The organism is Streptomyces sp. NPDC001002 (assembly GCF_053599215.1).
Map to the genome: position 1 here is coordinate 22,824 of NZ_JBSFLV010000090.1, position 15,368 is coordinate 38,191.

The following is a 15,368-nucleotide window of genomic DNA, read 5'->3' on the forward strand; positions in this document are numbered from 1 at the left end:
ACCCGCGGCACGCGGCTCGCGCGGGCGGAGGGAGTCGGCTCAGCCGTCGAGTCGTACGACCCGGACGGCTCCCGCGGGGACCGCCAGGCGGCCCGCGGCGCGTTCACCGGTCAGCAGCTCGGTGCCGGACGCGTCCAGCGGCACCTTGACGTCCGACGCGGTGTGGTTGATGGCGAACAGGAAACGGCCCGACTCGCCCGTGCGGCGCACCACTTCGACGTCCGGGGGCAGGTCGGGGCGCGGGGCGAGGCGCGCGTCCTCGGTGGCCCAGCCGAGCAGCGCGTCCAGGCCCTCGGCGCCGAGCCGGGTGGAGACGTACCACGCGGTGCCCTCGCCGAGCCGGTGCCGGGTGACAGCAGGGTGGTCCGCGGCCGGTCCGTCGGCGTAGGTCCAGACGGTCTCGGCTCCACGCGGGACGACGAACTCGGCCCACACGTCGCCGCTGAGTTCGGAGCCGTCCGGACCGGCGATCCGCGTCGACTCGCCCTCCAGCAGCGGCGCGAACTCCTCGACGGTGAGGCCGAGTACGTCCCTGAGCGCGCCCGGGACGGGGCCCTCGTGGACGGCGTCGTACTCGTCGACGATGCCGGAGAAGTACGAGACGACGAGCGTGCCGCCGTTCTCGACGTACTCCTTGAGGTTGTTCCCGGCCGCCTCCGTCATCAGGTACAGCGCGGGCACGACGACAAGGGGATACCTCGACAAGTCGGCTTCCGGGTGGGCGAAGTCGACGGTGAGGTGCCGGTCGTAGAGGGCCGCGTAGAAGGCGTCGGCACGCTCGCGTGCGTCGTGGCCCTCGCTGGGCCGCCACTGGAGCTTCTGCGCCCACCACGAGTGCCAGTCCCACAGGACGGCCACGTCGGCCTCGGTGCGGGTGCCGCGGACCGGGGTCAACGAGTCGACGGCGGCGCCGAGTTCGACGACCTCGCGCCACACGCGGGTCTCGGTGCCGCCGTGCGGGAGCATCGCCGAGTGGAACTTCTCGGCGCCCCGCCGGGACTGGCGCCACTGGAAGAACATGGCGCCGTCGGAGCCGCGGGCCACGTGCGCGAGGGAGTTGCGGGCCATCTGGCCGGGGGCCTTGGCGGGGTTGCGGGGCTGCCAGTTGACGCCCGAGGTGGAGTGTTCCAGCAGGAGCCAGGGGGCGCCGCCGGCGACCGAGCGGGTGAGGTCGGCGGCCATCGCGAGGTTGACGTGCGTGCGGCGGCCGTCGGTGATCAGGTAGTGGTCGTTGGTGACGAGGTCGACCTCGCGGCCCCAGGCCCAGTAGTCGACCGAGTCGCACTGGCTGAGGGCGGCCATGAAGTTGGTCGTCACCGGGATGCCCGGCGAGAGGCGGTGCAGGATGTCCCGCTCCATGACGAAGTTCTCGCGCATGGTGGCGTCGGCGAAGCGCTTGTAGTCCAGCGCCTGGCCGGGATTGCCGACGGTCGGGGTGACGCGGGGCGGGTTGATCTGGTCGAAGCCGGCGTAGCGCTGACCCCAGAAGGCCGTGCCCCAGGCCTCGTTGAGGGCCTCGACCGTCCCGTACGTCGTCGCCAGCCAGCGTCGGAAGTGGGCCGCGCAGGAGTCGCAGTAGCAGGCCGAGACGGGGACGCCGTACTCGTTGTGCACGTGCCACAGCGCGAGGGCCGGGTGGGCGGCGTAGCGCTCGGCGAGTCGGGTGGTGATGCTCGCGGCGGCGGCGCGGTAGTCGGCGTTGCTGTGGCAGATGGCGCCGCGCGAGCCGAACTCCAGGCGCACGCCCTCGGGGGTGACCGGCAGCGCCTCGGGGCGGGCGCGGTAGAACCAGGCGGGCGGGGCGACGGTCGGGGTGCCGAGGTCGACGCGTATGCCGTGGTCGTGCAGCAGGTCGAGCAGGCGGTCCAGCCAGCCGAAGTCGTACTCCCCCGGCGCGGGTTCGAGCAGCGCCCAGGAGAAGATCCCGACGCTCACCATCGTCACGCCGGCCTCCCGCATCAGCCGGACGTCCTCCGGCCACAGGTGCTCCGGCCACTGCTCGGGGTTGTAGTCCCCGCCGAAGGCCAGCCCGGCGAGGCCCTTGGGGGTGGTCTCCGGCATGGGTCTCTCCCGATGGGTCGAATATTTGGGAACGTGCACACAGAGGGCTAGCGGTGCGACCACACAATAACCGCACCACCGCGACCACTGACAAGGGTTGGTGACCGCGGCGTTCTGTGCACGTTCCCAGCAACAGGGCAGACCCTCACCCGATCCAGCGGTTCCGGCATCTCGATCCGCTCCCCGGGGCCGTAAAGTCATGACCATGAGCAACACGGGGGGCCGACGCAGACCGCCGACGATCCATGACGTGGCCCGCGAGGCGGGGGTCTCGCGCGGGACCGTGTCACGGGTGCTCAACGGCGGGCACTACGTCAGCCCGGCCGCCCAGGAGGCGGTCAACGCCGCGATCCGCAGGACCGGGTACGTCGTGAACCGGCACGCGCGTTCGCTGATCACCGGGCGGTCGGACTCGGTGGGCTTTCTGCTGACGGAGCCTCAGGAGCGGTTCTTCGAGGACCCGAACTTCAACGTCCTGCTGCGCGGCTGCACCCAGGCGCTGGCCGCGCACGACATCCCGCTGCTGCTGATGCTGGCGGGCACCGAGGACGAGCGGCGGCGCATCACGCGGTACATCACGGCGGGACATGTCGACGGAGTACTGCTGGTCTCCAGCCACTTCGGGGACCCGGTCGCCGAGGAACTGCGCGAGGCGGGCGTCCCGTTGGTCGCCTGCGGGAAGCCCATCGGGGGCGGCTCGAAGGTCAGTTACGTGGCCGCCGACGACCGGGACGGCGCGCGGGACATGGTCCGTCATCTGCTCTCCCTGGGGCGGCGCCGGGTGGGCGTAGTCACCGGTCCGCTCGACACCCCGGGCGGTGTGGAGCGCCTCGCCGGTTACAAGGAGGTGCTCGCCGAGGCGGGCATCGAGATCGACGAACGGCTCGTCGTGTCCGGTGACTACAGCCGGGCCAGCGGCGAGGCGGGCGCGGAGCGGCTGCTCGCCCAAGTACCGGACCTGGACGCGGTCTTCGTCGCGTCCGACCTGATGGCCCAGGGCGTCCTCACGGCGCTGGAGCACGCGGGCCGGCGGGTCCCGCAGGACGTCGCGGTCGGCGGCTTCGACGACTCCCCCGCCGCGGTGGCCGCCCGGCCCGAACTCACCACCATCCGCCAGCCCTGGGACCGCATCAGCGCCGAGATGGTCCGGGTGCTCCTCGCCCAGATCGGCGGCGAGGACCCGGCTGCGGTGATCCTGCCGACGGAGCTGATCCGACGCGAGTCGACCTGACGGACGTAGCGCGGACAACCGGTCAGTTTCCGAGAAGCGGCCCTCCCCTCTCCCGCCTTAGCGTGAAACCACCGACGCGGAACGTCGGACCACCCACGCGAAGGAGTACGCCATGACTGCCGGTGTGCAGACGATCATCTACCCCGTCAAGGACATCGCCCAGGCGAAGGCCCTCTTCAGCGCGCTGCTCGAAGTGGAGCCGTACGCCGACGAGCCCTACTACGTCGGCTTCAAGGCCGCCGGGCAGGACATCGGGCTCGACCCCAACGGGCACGCGAAGGGCATGACCGGGCCGGTGCCGTACTGGCACGTCGACGACATCCGGGGCCGGCTCGCGGCGCTGGTGGAGGCGGGCGCGGAGGTGCTGCAGGACGCCCAGGACGTGGGCAACGGCCGGCTGATCGCCTTCCTCAAGGACGCGGACGGCAACCTCGTGGGACTGCTCCAGGACCCGGCCGTCTGAGGTCCGAAGCCGGGCCCGCGCCACGTGCGTCCGCACCGCACGCATCCAAAACTGCATGCATCCGCACTAGTTGCACACTCAACGAATGGCCGATTCGGTGTTACCGTGCGGGTATGGCAGCGAACACCGTCGACGCCCGGCTCGAAGAGAGATGGCGGGACATCCTGTCCGTGCACGCCCGCACGATGTGCGAGATCGACCGGGTCCTGCACCCGCACGGCCTGGGCGCGAGCGACTTCGAGGTGCTCGACGTCCTCGCGTCCGAGGCCCCCCGCGAGGGCGACCGGTGCCGGGTGCAGAGCCTCGTCGGACGGGTCCATCTCAGCCAGAGCGCGCTGTCCCGGCTCATCGGCCGGCTGGAGAAGGACGGCCTGCTGGAGCGTTCGGTCTGCGCGGAGGACCGGCGCGGTGTGTTCGTCACCCTCACCGACAAGGGCCGCGACGTGCACGCACAGGTGCTGCCGGTCCAACGGGCCGCGCTGGCCCGCATGTTGGACGACGGATCCGCGGCGCGGGACTGAATCCCCCCGCGGCCGACGTCCGTTCAGGCGCGCCCGTCCGGCGCGCAGCCCCGCAGCATGAACGCGATCACCTCGTCCAGCCCGTGCTCCGTGATCTCGGGAGCGAGCATGCCGGTCGCCGCCAGGTCGGCGTAACCGTGCAGGGCGGCGAATATCGGGATGCCGACGCGCTCGACGGATCCCTCCCGCACCTCACCGTCGCGCTGCCCGTCGACCACCAGCCGCTCAATGATCTCGGACCATTTCTGAGTGGCCTGACGCAGGGCCGCGGACGCCTCCGGGTCGTGCTTGATCGAGTACATCAGGTCCAGCAGCACGACGTTGTCCAGGCAGAAGCCCACGTACGTGCGGACGATCGCGTCCAGCCGTTTCGGGAAGGTCTCCCCGGCGTCGGCCTGTGATTCCGCCATCGCCGAGGTCATCCGCTCGTAGCCGACCAGCGCGAGCGCGTCCAGGAGCGCCTGCTTGTCCTTGAAGTGGCGGCTCGGTGCGGCGTGACTGACACCGATGTCCCGGGCCAGTTCGCGCAGCGACAGCGCGGCGGTCCCCTTCTCCCGGAGGGTCTCTTCGGCGCGTGCCAGCAAGGCGGCGCGCAGGTCTCCGTGGTGGTAAGGGCGAGGGCTGGTCTGCATGAGCGCCAGTGTATCGACCACGTACGCACCGCCTACATTGTTGTCGGCGCCATCATTGTTGGCGACGTCACTATTGTTGACATTGACAGCATTGTTGGCGGCGCCTACATTGGTTGGCATGACTACTGCATCGAGCAAGTGGAACGTCACCGATCTCCCCGACCAGAGCGGTCGCACGGCCGTCGTCACCGGCGCCAACAGCGGTCTCGGCATCGCCACCGTCACGGCGCTGGCCGACGCGGGCGCCCACGTGGTGCTCGCGGTACGGGACCCGAAGCGCGGCGAGGCCGCCGCCGCGGGCGTGCGCGGCAGTGTGGAGGTGCGCCGGCTCGACCTGGCCGACCTCTCCTCCGTGCGCGAGTTCGCCGCCGGCTGGCAGGGCGACCTGGACCTGCTCATCAACAACGCCGGCGTCATGAACATCCCGGAGTCCCGCACCAAGGACGGCTTCGAGATGCAGTTCGGCACCAATCACCTGGGCCACTTCGCCCTGACGAACCTGCTGCTGCCGCACATCACCGATCGTGTGGTGACGGTGGCGTCCGGCGCGCACAAGATGCCGGGCAGCCCGTACATCCACTTCGACAACCTGGACCTCACCGGCGAGTACGCCCCGATGACGGCCTACAGCCAGTCCAAGCTGGCCAACCTGCTCTTCACCCTCGAACTCCAGCGGCGCCTCGCCGAGTCGGGCTCGTCCGTGCGAGCCCTGGCGGCGCACCCCGGCTGGGCCGCCACCAACCTGCAGAGCCATGACGGCAGCGCCCTGCGCCGCGTCTTCATGCAGCTCGGAAACCGCTTCGTGGCCCAGGACAACAAGGCCGGCGCACTGCCGACCCTGTACGCCGCCACGCAGGACCTGCCCGGCGCGAGCTACCTGGGCCCCGACGGTCTCGCCGAGATGCGCGGCGCCCCGACCCTGGTCGGCCGCTCCTCCGCGGCCAGCGACCCGGCGGCTGCCCGCCGCCTGTGGACGGCCTCCGAGGAACTGACCGGCGTCACGTTCCCGCAGCCGGCCGCGGCCGCCACCGCGTGACGGCACCGCATTACGTCGGTCAGGCCCGGGCCCGCAGCCGGAACACCGGATGGTCCGCGGGGTCGGGCAGCGCCGTGAGCACCTGGGAGACCGTCGGCATACTGCCGTACTTCTCCCGGTAGGCGACCATCAGCGGCGGCCGCTCCGCCTCCGGCACCTCCTCGGCGACGAGTTCCTCGGTACGGCCGCGCGAGGTCACCCGGCACTCGGGCGCGGCCCGCAGATTCAGTGCCCAGTCGCTGAGGCCCCGGTACGACACGAGGTAACGCTCCCCCTCGTGCTCCAGCACGGCGACCGGCACCGTCACCCAGCGGCCGCTCTTCCGCCCGCGCACCGACAGCTTGGACACCATCGAGCGCCCGAACAGCGGCGCCAGCCGGTTGCCCACGTGCCGCTGCATCCAGGGCGGCTTGAGATACGTACGGTCCGTCATCGGTCTCCCCTTCGCATGGTGTGCAGGGTCCCGAGAACGATCCTCCTCCGTGAACCAATGGTTCAGCAGGTCCTGGTGGGCTCCGGACGTCACTCCGGCCGCAGCAGATCCCGTACGGCCGCGAAGGCCGCCTCCGTCGTCGCCGGGTCCGCGCCGGGGCGGGCCAGGGCGCTCATCGGGATGGGGGTGACGGCCGGGAGGCCCTCGTACGGGGTGAGCCCGTCCGGGGCGGGGCCGACCGCGGCGAGCAGGGCCACGCCCTCGCCGGTGCGGGCGATGTCGAGGACGCCCGCCAAATATCCCGCGTCACCCACGACCGTGGCCGGCACACCGTGCGCGGCGAGGGTGGCGATGGCCCGGCGGCGGATCGCGCACGGATCCTCGATGGCGACCAGCGGCACGGGCGCGGGCGGCGGCGGCGGCGCCCAGCCGGGGACGGCGTGCCAGCCGAGCGGCAGGCCGCCGACTCGGGTTCCCTCGGTCGCGGCGGCCTCCGTCACGTACACCGCGACATCCACGCTCCCCCGCTCCACGGCCTCCACAAGCCGGGCGGACCGGTCGATGCGGAAGCGTACCCGGCAGCCCGGCCGCACCTCCTGGACGGCCGCGGTCAGCCGGGGCAGGAACTGGTCGGCCGCGTGCTCGGTGGTCCCGACGGTGACCGTGTCCCCCTCCGAACCGAGCAGGGTGCGTACGGCTTCGTCGTGCACGGCGAGGATCCGCCGGGCCTGTTCCAGCAGCCGTCGCCCCTCGGGCGTGAACCGGGTGCCGCGGCCGTCGCGCTCGACGACCGGGCTGCCCAGCGCCTTCTCCAGCCTGCGCACATGCTGACTCACCGCGGACTGGCTGAGGGCGAGCGTCCGGGCGGCCCGGTGGAAGCCGCCGCAGTCGGCGATCGCGGTCAGGCTGCGCAGGGCCACGATGTCGAGGACAGGTGGGGACATGCGGCGACAGTAACCGCTCTCGGTGATCGATCGCGATTCCTGATCGGTTTCGATGCGGAATCATCGTTGGACGCGATCGGTCATGTCCGGTCATGATGAGCACATGTTGCCCGCGACTGCTTCCGCTGCCCTTCTGACGCAGCGCCGAGTCATCGACTTCGGCGTGGCGTGCAGCGCGCTCTGTCGCTGACCTTCCCTTCGGTGGCCCGCCACCGTCCGAGCTGATCACTTCCGCGTTACGGGCGTACGCCCTCGCTGACACGTGACAGCCGCTTTCGCGCGCCCTCTTCCTTCCCTGTCCGCCGGCCGTCTCTCTGCCCGCGCCCACCCTGCCCCCCGATTGCAAACGGGAGTTGCCCCCTCATGTCCGCATCCTTCTCCTGGGACGAACCCGAAGGCCTCGCCGCGCGCGGCACGTTGATCGTGCTCGCGGGACGGGGTGAACACGGCGGTGTGTACGAGCGGTTCGGGCGTCGGCTCGCCTTCGACGCCTACCGGGTGCGCGCCCTCGGCGACCCGACCGACGACCCGTCCGTGCTCGACGAGGCGGCGAAACTGCTGGCCGACGAGTCCCTGCCGGGCCCGAAGGTGCTGGTCGGTTCGGACACCGGCGCCCGCCACGCCGCCCACCTCGCCGCCGAGGGCGTCCCGGGCCTGGACGCGCTGATCCTGGTCGGCCTGCCCACCACGCCCTGGAACACGGGGAGTTGGGAGGAGGAGGTGGCAGCCCGGACCGCCTGCCCCACGCACCAGGGCCGGCTCACGAACGACCCGGCCTTCCGGCACGGAGCCCTGGCGGTGACCCCGGACCTGCCCGACCTCCGGCTGGACCTCGTCCAGGTCCCGGTCCTCGCCCTGCACGGCAAGGACGACGAGGTGAGCCCGGTCGAGGAGGCGCTGAGCGCGTACGCGGGACACCCCGGCGTGCACGCGGTGACCTTCAACAACGGTCGGCACGACGTCCTCAACGACGCCCTGCACCGCACCTCCGCCGCCACCGTCGTGCTCTTCCTGGAACGGCTGCGGCTCTCCCCCGAACTGCCCGCGATCGCGGAGGACCAGGCATGAGCGTCACGACCACCGTCACCGAACTGCGCGACCTGCTCGCCTCCGACACCCCGCCGGCCGTGCTCGACGTCCGCTGGGCACTGGGCGATCCGCACGGCCGCGACCACTACGCCGACGCCCACATCCCGGGCGCGGTCTACGTCGACCTCGACCGCGAACTGGCCGCGCCGGCCACCCCGGAGGGCGGTCGGCATCCACTGCCCGACCTCGCGGAGCTGCAAGCGGCCGCTCGGCGGTGGGGTCTGCGTGACGGGCAGTCCGTCGTCGTGCACGACGACCTGGGCAACACGGCGGCGGCGCGCGCCTGGTGGTTGCTGCGGTACGCGGGCGTCGAGCAAGTGACGCTGTTGGACGGGGCGTTGGGCGCCTGGCGCTCTGCCGGGCTGCCGCTGGAGTCGGGGATCCCGGCCGACCCGCCGCCCGGGGACGTCGTCCTGCGGGCGGGCGGCCTGCCGACCACCGACGCCGACGGGGCCGCCGAACTCGCGGCCACCGGGCTGCTGTTGGACGCGCGGGCCGCCGAGCGGTACCGCGGCGAGGTCGAGCCGGTGGATCCGCGCGCGGGCCACATCCCGGGAGCCGTCTCCGCTCCCACGGGCGAGAACCTGGCGGCCGACGGCACCTTCCTGCCGGCCGACGCGCTGCGCGAGCGGTTCGAGAAGCGGGGTGCCGGGACGGCCGACCGGATCGGCGTCTACTGCGGCTCCGGCGTGACCGCCGCCCATCAGATCGCCGCCCTGGAGATCGCCGGCTTCGAGGCGGTCCTCTTCCCCGGCTCCTGGTCCGCCTGGTCCACCGATCCCGCCCGCCCGGCCGCCACCGGCCCGCTGCCGGACTGAGGAGAAACCCCGCCATGACGACGAAACCGCTGGACGTGGGGGTCCTGCCCGACCAGGACCGCCCCGAGGACCCCAAGCCCACCACCCGCGTCACCATCCGCGGCACCACGAAGACCAGCCGCCGGTTCGCCGTTCCCCGCTCGGTGCGCCGGGCCGCGGGACCCGTGGGCCTGATCCTCCTGTGGTTCCTGACCTCGGCCACCGGAGTGCTCCCCGAGTCCGTCCTGGCCTCGCCCGTCGACGTCGTCCGCCAGGCCGTCGAGCTGACGAAGAACGGCGAACTGCCCAGCGCCATCGCCGCGTCGGGCCGCCGGGCCGCCATCGGCTTCCTGATCGGCGCGACCGTCGCACTCGGCCTGTCCCTGCTGGCCGGTCTGTTCCGGCTCGGCGAGGACGTCATCGACTCCTCGATGGGCATGTTCCGGGCCATCCCCTGGGTGGGTCTGATCCCGCTGTTCATCGTCTGGTTCGGCATCGAGGAGACACCGAAGATCGCACTGGTCGCCCTCGGCGTGACGTACCCGCTGTACTTCAACATCTACGGCGGCATCCGCTCCACCGACTCCCAACTCGTCGAGGCCGCCCGGATGATGGGGCTCGGACGGCTCGGGCTGATCAAGTACGTCATCCTGCCGAGCGCGCTGCCCGGTGCCCTCGTTGGCCTGCGGTACGCCCTGTCCACCGCCTGGCTCGCGCTGGTCTTCGCCGAGCAGATCAACGCGGACGCGGGGCTCGGCTATCTGATGAGCAACGCCCAGCAGTACTTCCGCACGGACGTCATCGTGCTGTGCCTGGTGGTGTACGCGCTGCTCGGCCTCGCCTGCGACTTCGCCGTCCGGATCCTGTCGCGACGGCTGCTGACCTGGCGGGCCAACTTCGAGGGCGAGGCGTAGACATGGCCAACTCCGTTGAGATACGCGGGCTTTCGCGAGCCTTCGACGGCAACACCGTCCTGCACGAGCTCGATCTCGACATCCGTGAGGGCGAGTTCGTGGCCCTGCTCGGGCACAGCGGCTGCGGCAAGTCGACGCTGCTGCGGATCCTCGCCGGGCTCGACGACGAGATCGGCGGCGAGGTGACCGTGCCGGCCCGGCGCAGCGCGGCCTTCCAGTCGCCGCGCCTGCTGCCCTGGTTGAAGGTGTGGCGCAACGTCGTCCTCGGACTGCCCGGACGGCCGGACCGGGACCTCGCGCTCAAGGCCCTCGACGAGGTCGGCATCGCGGAGCGCGCCACCGTATGGCCCAAGACCCTCTCCGGCGGTCAGGCGCAGCGCGTCTCGCTCGCCCGGGCCCTGGTGCGCGAGCCCGAACTGCTGCTCCTGGACGAGCCGTTCGGCGCCCTGGACGCCCTGACCCGCGGCAAGGTGCAGCAACTCGTCGCCGAACTGTGGCGGTTGCACGGCTGCGCGATCCTCCTGGTCACCCATGACGTGGAAGAGGCCCTGCTGCTGGCCGACCGCGTGCTGGTGATGGACGAGGGCCGGATCGCCCACGAGGTGACCGTCGACCTGCCCCGTCCGCGCGATCTGACCGCCCCCGAGTTCGTGACCCTGCGCGCCCGCCTCCTGAACTGGCTCGGCGTGACCCACACCCTGGAAGGAACCCCCTCGTGACACGCAGACTCGCCATCGCCGCGACGAGCTTCACCGCCCTGCTGGCGCTGACCGCCTGCGGTGCGGACTCCTCGGCGGACGCCTCCTCCAAGCAGGTCACCCTGACCATCGGCGACCAGGCCAAGACCCTGCAGACGATCGTCGCCGCCTCGGACGCCCTCAAGGGCGCCGGATACAAGGTGAAGTGGGCCGAGTTCGAGGGCGCGGCCCCGCTCTACCAGGCCGTGCAGGCGGGCGCCGCCGACACCGGGTACTCCGCGGACCTGCCGGCGCTCCAGGCGCTGAGCGGCGGAGTGAAGGTCAAGAACGTCGCCGCTCTCAAGAACGACGGCACGCACGTCGGCATCGTCGTCCGCAAGGACTCCGGCATCGACAGCGTCAAGGACCTCAAGGGCCAGAAGGTCGTGGTGTCCTCCGCCAAGGGCAGCATCTCCGAGTACCTGCTGGCCAACGTGCTCAAGCAGAACGGCCTGAGCTACAAGGACGTCAAGGTGCAGTACCTGCTGCCGACCGACGCGCAGGCCGCGTTCGCCTCCGGGAAGGTCAAGATCTGGGCGACCTTCGGCGTCTACCAGGCGGTCGGCCTGGAGCAGGGCGGCAAGCTGCTCATCGACGGCGCGGACGGCCGGGTCAGCGGCATCGGCTTCATCAACGCCTCCGAGAAGGCCCTCGGCGACTCCAAGAAGAAGGCCGCGCTCGGCGACTTCCTCAAGCGGCTCGGTACGGCCCTGAAGTGGACCAGCACCCACCAGGACGCGTACGCCAAGGCGATCGAGGAGCGCAACGGCGCCGACGCCTCCGTGGCGAAGACGCTCGCCTCGGCCGCGTACAGCCAGGTCCTGCCGATCACCTCCGACATCGACACGACCGTGCAGGGCGTGGCCGACCTCATGAACAGCATCGGTGTCCTGGACCCGAACGTCGAGGTGGCGAAGTCGGCCGACACCTCCCTGCTCAAGTGACCTTCACGCATTAGGAGTTCGTTCATGCCTGTCGAGTTCATCAGCGCCGTCCACACCGACTCCGGAGCCTCGGGCCCGGCGGCCTCCAGCCGGACCGGCTTCGACCGCGACCACCTGCGCAAGTACGCCCGTGCCCTGGACGACGGCGGTTTCGACCACACCCTGGTGGCCTACCACTCGGCCTCGCCGGACGCCTTCCAGGTCGCCCAGTACGTCGCCACCCAGACCGAGCGCGTGCGCCCGATCCTCGCCCACCGCCCGGGCGTGATCTTCCCGACGCACGCGGCCCGTGCCCTGGCCACGCTGGACCAGATCAGCGACGGCAGGCTGACGCTGCACATCATCTCCGGGGGCAGCGACGAGGAGCAGCACCGGGAGGGCGACTACCTCAACAAGGCGGAGCGGTACGAGCGTTCGGACGAGTACATCCAGATCCTGCGGAAGGTGTGGCAGGCCGAGGGACCCGTCTCGCACGAGGGCAAATACTTCAAGTTCGAGGGCTACTACTCGGATGTGAAGCCGGTGAACGGGCTGGTCCCGATCTCGGTCGGCGGCTCCTCCCAGGACGCCTACCGGGTGGGCGGTCAGCAGGGCGACATCTTCGGGCTGTGGGGCGAGCCGCTCAAGGAGACGGCGGAGCAGATCGCCGCCGTGAACGCGGTCGCGGAGGCCGCCGGGCGCCCGAACCCCCGTATCTGGGTGTCGTTCCGGCCGATCATCGCGCCCACCGAGGAGCTGGCCTGGGAGAAGGCCCACCGCACGCTCGGTGTGCTCAAGGACCAGGCGAGGAACACCGAGTTGCTGCGCCACTACCGCACGACAGGCCGCCCGGCCAACGTCGGCTCCCAGCGGCTGCTGGACATCGCCGAGCGCGGCGAGGTCCACGACCGCTGCCTGTGGACCGCCCCCGCGGTCGCCACCAACGCGGCCGGCGCCTCGACCGCGCTGGTCGGCACCCCCGAGACCGTCGCCCAGGCGCTGCTCGACTACGTCGACATCGGCTGCGACCTGCTGTCGATCCGCGGCTACGACCCGCTCAACGACGCGATCGACTACGGCCGACACATCCTGCCGCTGGTCCGGCAGGAACTCGCCCACCGCGCGGCCACGTCCCAGGCCGCCTGAACCACCCGCCCCAACTCCCCTTCCAGGAAACCCTTATGGAGACTCCGTGTTGTTCCGCCGTTCCCTGCGCACGTCCGCCGCCGTGCTCGCCCTGCTGCTGCCCTTCGCGGCCGCCTGCGGGGGTGACGCCGAGGCCGAGTCCTCGTCCGACGTCTCCGCCGTGACCCTGAAGGTCGGCGACACCGGCTGGAAGGTCGACGAGGCGATCCTCAAGTACGCCCATCTCGACGACACCCCGTACAGGGTGAAGTGGAGCCTGTTCCAGGGCGGCGACCAGCAGCTCCAGGCGATGCGCGCCGGAGCGTTGGACCTCGCCTCCTCCAGCGAGATCCCGCCGATCTTCTCGGCCGCCGACGGCAGGCCCAACTTCAAGGTCGTCGCCGTCCAGCGCGGTGCCACCCTCAACCAGGAGGTCGTCGTCCCCAAGGGTTCGCAGGTGACCGACATCGCAGGGCTGAAGGGCAAGAAGGTCGGCTACGTCCAGAACACCACCGCCCACTACTTCCTGTACGAGCTGCTGAAGCAGGCCGGCCTCACCTGGTCGGACATCGACGCCAAGCCGCTGCTCCCCAACGACGGCCTCGCGGCCCTGAACGGCGGCAGCATCGACGCCTTCGCCTCGTACGGCACCTCGATCATCACCGCCCACCAGCAGGGCGCCCGAACGGTCGGCTCCGGCGCGGACATCCTGTCCGGCAACTTCCTCTGGTCCGCGCGCGACAGCGTCCTGAAGAGCCCCGCCCAGAAGGCCGCCGCGGCCGATCTGATCGCCCGGATCACCAAGGCGTACGCCTACGTCCGCGACGGCCACGAGGACGGCTTCGCGCAGGTCACCGCCGACGCCACCCACCAGCCCCTGGCCCAGGCGAAGTCGGACCTGCTCGCCGCGCAGAAGCAGCGTCCGACCCAGGCCCGGACGGTCGGCGACGACACGATCGCCTCGCAGCAGAAGGTGGCCGACGCCTTCACCGAACTCGGCGCGCTCAAGGAGCACTTGGACGTGAAGTCGTTCTGGACCACGGAACTCAACACCGACCTGAAGAAGGCCCTGTGAGCGACCGGACTCCGATCGACCGCATCGCCGAACTGGCGCCCGGGTACGACCAGTCGGGCGCGTTTCCCGCCGACTCCCTCCGGATCGCCCACGAGGCGGACTTGCTGACCGCGACCATCGGCGAGCGGTACGGCGGGAAGGGCGCCCGCGTCGAGGAGAGCGCGCGCATCCTCCACACGCTCGGCCGGGGCGACCCGTCCGTCGCCCTGATCGCGGCGATGACCCTCAACACCCATGCCCGGCAGGCCGTACAGCCGCACTGGCCGGACGAGGTGTACGCGCGCCTGGTCAAGGAGTCCTTCGAGCGGCCGGTGCTCATCAACCACGCACGCGTGGAGCCCGAGTTGGGCTCCCCCGCGCGCGGCGGACTCCCCGCCACCCTCGCCCGGCGCACCCCCGACGGGTGGTCGCTGAGCGGAACGAAACGCTTCGTGACCGGCGCCGAGGGTCTGGACTGGTTCCTGGTGTGGGCCACCACCGACGAGCCGGAGCCGCGCGTGGGCACGTTCCTGGTGCCCGGCGGCTCCTCGGGCATCGAAATCACCGGCCGCTGGGACCAGTTGGGGCTGCGGGCCAGCGGCAGCCACGACGTGACGTTCCGGGAGGTGCGGGTACCCTACGAGCACGCGATCGGGATCGGCCCGCACGGACCGGCCGCCGAACAGGACAACCGCGCGGGCGCGGCCCTCCATCTCCCCCTGGCGGCCCTCTACTTGGGTGTGGCGCGGGCCGCGCAGGCGTTCTTCCACACCTTCGCCCACGAGCGCGTGCCCGCCAACCTCGGTCATCCGGTGGCCCGTACGGAACGCTTCCGACGGACCGCCGGTGAGATCGAGGTGCTGCTGGCCGGCGCCGAGCAGCTGGTGTTCGGCGGGGCCGCGCGGCTCGACGCCGACGACACCTCCTACACCCCCGAACAGGCCCTCGGCGCACGGGTGTTGGCCGACCGGCACGGGGTGCGGGCCGTGGAACTGGCCGTGCGGCTGCTCGGCAATCCGGGCCTTGCCCGCGGCAACCCCCTGGAGCGGCACTTCCGCGACATCCAGTGCGCGCCCGTGCACGCGCCCCAGGAGGACATCTCCCTGCTCGCGATCGGAACGAAGGCACTGAACCTGTGACAGCAGCACCGGAAACGACCGTGTCCGCGCAGTTCCTGGGCCTGCTCGCCCGCGATCTGCCGCCCGACCGGCTGACCACCGACCCGGTCGTGCTCGCCGCGCACGCCACCGACCGCTCCGGCACCCGCCCGCACGGCGAACCGCTGGCCGTCGTGCACGCCGAGCGGACCGAGGACGTCACCGTCACCCTCCGGCACGCCCACGCGCTGGGCTCCCACCGCCGCACTCGGCGTCAAGCAGTCCGGTGTCGTGCTCAAGTACGTCGCCGC

At 71.4% G+C, this 15,368-nt stretch carries 16 protein-coding genes and 1 pseudogene; 13 read left to right on the forward strand and 4 right to left on the reverse strand.

From position 1 onward, the window contains the following. Positions 1-39: 39 nt before the first annotated feature. A complete protein-coding gene (locus ACWDR3_RS32410) occupies positions 40-2,061 on the reverse strand; it encodes a beta-galactosidase (protein ID WP_450356112.1) in 2,022 nt (673 codons plus the stop codon). Between the two features lie 199 nt (positions 2,062-2,260). Here ACWDR3_RS32410 and ACWDR3_RS32415 point away from each other — a divergent pair, with 199 nt between their 5' ends. From ACWDR3_RS32415 to ACWDR3_RS32425, 3 genes are all read left to right on the forward strand, one after another. Next, entirely contained in the window at positions 2,261-3,292 is a 1,032-nt protein-coding gene (locus tag ACWDR3_RS32415; RefSeq protein ID WP_450356113.1) for a LacI family DNA-binding transcriptional regulator, read from the forward strand. Between the two features lie 112 nt (positions 3,293-3,404). Continuing rightward, positions 3,405-3,755, forward strand: coding sequence for a VOC family protein (locus ACWDR3_RS32420; RefSeq protein WP_450356114.1), 351 nt, complete (start codon positions 3,405-3,407; stop codon positions 3,753-3,755). A gap of 113 nt (positions 3,756-3,868) precedes the next feature. Further along, the gene (locus tag ACWDR3_RS32425; RefSeq protein ID WP_450356115.1) at positions 3,869-4,276 is read left to right on the forward strand and encodes a MarR family transcriptional regulator; all 408 of its coding nucleotides are present in this window, start codon (positions 3,869-3,871) and stop codon (positions 4,274-4,276) included. Between the two features lie 23 nt (positions 4,277-4,299). Here the strand turns inward: ACWDR3_RS32425 and ACWDR3_RS32430 are convergent, their stop codons facing one another. Continuing rightward, a complete protein-coding gene (locus tag ACWDR3_RS32430) occupies positions 4,300-4,908 on the reverse strand; it encodes a TetR/AcrR family transcriptional regulator (RefSeq protein ID WP_450356116.1) in 609 nt (202 codons plus the stop codon). A gap of 118 nt (positions 4,909-5,026) precedes the next feature. Between ACWDR3_RS32430 and ACWDR3_RS32435 the strand changes: the two genes are divergently transcribed. After that, on the forward strand, positions 5,027-5,944 hold the full coding sequence (locus ACWDR3_RS32435; RefSeq protein WP_450356117.1) for an oxidoreductase: 918 nt from the start codon (positions 5,027-5,029) through the stop codon (positions 5,942-5,944). Positions 5,945-5,963: 19 nt separating this feature from the next. Here the strand turns inward: ACWDR3_RS32435 and ACWDR3_RS32440 are convergent, their stop codons facing one another. Together ACWDR3_RS32440 and ACWDR3_RS32445 are read right to left on the reverse strand one after the other, a co-directional pair. Beyond that, positions 5,964-6,377 carry a nitroreductase family deazaflavin-dependent oxidoreductase gene (locus ACWDR3_RS32440; RefSeq protein ID WP_450356118.1) on the reverse strand — a complete coding sequence of 138 codons (414 nt, stop codon included), beginning with the start codon at positions 6,375-6,377 and terminating at the stop codon, positions 5,964-5,966. A gap of 89 nt (positions 6,378-6,466) precedes the next feature. Next, entirely contained in the window at positions 6,467-7,321 is an 855-nt protein-coding gene (locus ACWDR3_RS32445) for a LysR family transcriptional regulator (RefSeq protein ID WP_450356119.1), read from the reverse strand. Between the two features lie 363 nt (positions 7,322-7,684). Here ACWDR3_RS32445 and ACWDR3_RS32450 point away from each other — a divergent pair, with 363 nt between their 5' ends. From ACWDR3_RS32450 to ACWDR3_RS32490, 9 genes and pseudogenes are all read left to right on the forward strand, one after another. Beyond that, positions 7,685-8,389, forward strand: coding sequence for an alpha/beta hydrolase (locus ACWDR3_RS32450; protein WP_450356120.1), 705 nt, complete (start codon positions 7,685-7,687; stop codon positions 8,387-8,389). Then, positions 8,386-9,228 (forward strand): sulfurtransferase, encoded by an 843-nt coding sequence (locus ACWDR3_RS32455; protein WP_450356121.1) that lies wholly within the window; start codon positions 8,386-8,388, stop codon positions 9,226-9,228. Before ACWDR3_RS32450 ends, ACWDR3_RS32455 begins: the two co-directional genes overlap by 4 nt. Positions 9,229-9,242: 14 nt before the next feature. Then, the gene (locus tag ACWDR3_RS32460) at positions 9,243-10,121 is read left to right on the forward strand and encodes an ABC transporter permease (RefSeq protein WP_450356122.1); all 879 of its coding nucleotides are present in this window, start codon (positions 9,243-9,245) and stop codon (positions 10,119-10,121) included. 2 nt (positions 10,122-10,123) lie between these two features. Further along, entirely contained in the window at positions 10,124-10,840 is a 717-nt protein-coding gene (locus ACWDR3_RS32465; RefSeq protein ID WP_402354561.1) for an ABC transporter ATP-binding protein, read from the forward strand. Beyond that, positions 10,837-11,802, forward strand: coding sequence for an ABC transporter substrate-binding protein (locus ACWDR3_RS32470; RefSeq protein ID WP_450356123.1), 966 nt, complete (start codon positions 10,837-10,839; stop codon positions 11,800-11,802). The genes ACWDR3_RS32465 and ACWDR3_RS32470 overlap by 4 nt, the downstream gene beginning before the upstream one ends. 24 nt (positions 11,803-11,826) lie before the next feature. After that, positions 11,827-12,927: an LLM class flavin-dependent oxidoreductase gene (locus ACWDR3_RS32475; protein ID WP_450356124.1), complete on the forward strand. Its 1,101-nt coding sequence runs from the start codon at positions 11,827-11,829 to the stop codon at positions 12,925-12,927. A gap of 46 nt (positions 12,928-12,973) precedes the next feature. Beyond that, positions 12,974-13,981, forward strand: a complete 1,008-nt coding sequence (locus ACWDR3_RS32480) for a PhnD/SsuA/transferrin family substrate-binding protein (protein WP_450356125.1) — start codon at positions 12,974-12,976, stop codon at positions 13,979-13,981. Continuing rightward, the gene (locus ACWDR3_RS32485) at positions 13,978-15,099 is read left to right on the forward strand and encodes an acyl-CoA dehydrogenase family protein (protein ID WP_450356126.1); all 1,122 of its coding nucleotides are present in this window, start codon (positions 13,978-13,980) and stop codon (positions 15,097-15,099) included. Before ACWDR3_RS32480 ends, ACWDR3_RS32485 begins: the two co-directional genes overlap by 4 nt. Positions 15,100-15,119: 20 nt before the next feature. Then, a pseudogene (locus ACWDR3_RS32490) lies at positions 15,120-15,368 on the forward strand (hypothetical protein); the annotation flags it as partial.

Excerpts from the sequence above, each read along its gene's own strand:
- ACWDR3_RS32465 (WP_402354561.1), top strand. The coding sequence starts at position 10,124 with ATGGCCAACTCCGTTGAGATACGCGGGCTTTCGCGAGCCTTCGACGGC.
- ACWDR3_RS32460 (WP_450356122.1), top strand. The coding sequence starts at position 9,243 with ATGACGACGAAACCGCTGGACGTGGGGGTCCTGCCCGACCAGGACCGC.
- ACWDR3_RS32410 (WP_450356112.1), bottom strand. The coding sequence starts at position 2,061 with ATGCCGGAGACCACCCCCAAGGGCCTCGCCGGGCTGGCCTTCGGCGGG.
- ACWDR3_RS32435 (WP_450356117.1), top strand. The coding sequence starts at position 5,027 with ATGACTACTGCATCGAGCAAGTGGAACGTCACCGATCTCCCCGACCAG.
- ACWDR3_RS32425 (WP_450356115.1), top strand. The coding sequence starts at position 3,869 with ATGGCAGCGAACACCGTCGACGCCCGGCTCGAAGAGAGATGGCGGGAC.
- ACWDR3_RS32440 (WP_450356118.1), bottom strand. The coding sequence starts at position 6,377 with ATGACGGACCGTACGTATCTCAAGCCGCCCTGGATGCAGCGGCACGTG.
- ACWDR3_RS32475 (WP_450356124.1), top strand. The coding sequence starts at position 11,827 with ATGCCTGTCGAGTTCATCAGCGCCGTCCACACCGACTCCGGAGCCTCG.
- ACWDR3_RS32415 (WP_450356113.1), top strand. The coding sequence starts at position 2,261 with ATGACCATGAGCAACACGGGGGGCCGACGCAGACCGCCGACGATCCAT.
- ACWDR3_RS32445 (WP_450356119.1), bottom strand. The coding sequence starts at position 7,321 with ATGTCCCCACCTGTCCTCGACATCGTGGCCCTGCGCAGCCTGACCGCG.
- ACWDR3_RS32455 (WP_450356121.1), top strand. The coding sequence starts at position 8,386 with ATGAGCGTCACGACCACCGTCACCGAACTGCGCGACCTGCTCGCCTCC.
- ACWDR3_RS32420 (WP_450356114.1), top strand. The coding sequence starts at position 3,405 with ATGACTGCCGGTGTGCAGACGATCATCTACCCCGTCAAGGACATCGCC.
- ACWDR3_RS32430 (WP_450356116.1), bottom strand. The coding sequence starts at position 4,908 with ATGCAGACCAGCCCTCGCCCTTACCACCACGGAGACCTGCGCGCCGCC.
- ACWDR3_RS32450 (WP_450356120.1), top strand. The coding sequence starts at position 7,685 with ATGTCCGCATCCTTCTCCTGGGACGAACCCGAAGGCCTCGCCGCGCGC.